The sequence below is a fragment of the Rheinheimera hassiensis genome (assembly GCF_022436675.1).
Lineage (GTDB): Bacteria > Pseudomonadota > Gammaproteobacteria > Enterobacterales > Alteromonadaceae > Alishewanella > Alishewanella hassiensis.
Genome location: NZ_JAKUJZ010000025.1, coordinates 1 through 474, shown reverse-complemented (window position 1 = coordinate 474; position 474 = coordinate 1). Strand labels below are relative to the sequence as shown.

Annotated in this window: 2 tRNA genes; both read right to left on the bottom strand. The window is 43.5% G+C overall.

The annotated features are described in order from the left end of the window. Nucleotides 1-216 precede the first annotated feature (216 nt). Nucleotides 217-292: transfer RNA gene (locus tag MJX74_RS21485), tRNA-Ala, on the bottom strand. A 4-nt stretch (nt 293-296) separates the two neighbouring features. After that, nucleotides 297-373: transfer RNA gene (locus MJX74_RS21480), tRNA-Ile, on the bottom strand. Nucleotides 374-474: the final 101 nt, after the last annotated feature.

Below are 474 nucleotides of genomic sequence, written 5' to 3'. Positions count from 1 at the left end.
ATAAATATTGTTACCTTGTTTTTTACTACTATCAGCTTGCCAAATTGTTAAAGAGCAGTTTGAGATTAAACTCAAATCAAATCATTCTGTTAAGAACGCTTTGATTTGAATTTCTTTAGAGCTTATGTAACCAGTAATTTGGTTCAGACAAGGCACTTAGCACCGAAGCATACTTAATGTATGTGAGGGGGTAAGTAACGACGTATGAAGCAAATTTGGTGGAGTTAAGCGGGATCGAACCGCTGACCTCCTGCGTGCAAGGCAGGCGCTCTCCCAGCTGAGCTATAACCCCAATCTGGTTGGTCTGAGTAGACTCGAACTACCGACCTCGCCCTTATCAGGGGCGCGCTCTAACCACCTGAGCTACAGACCAATTTTAACGCAACCTTCGCCGCGCAAAACCGTTTGCTCTATCTCATGCAATCAATCATCTGTGTGAACACTTATAACTTCAATTCACGTTAGGTAAGGAGG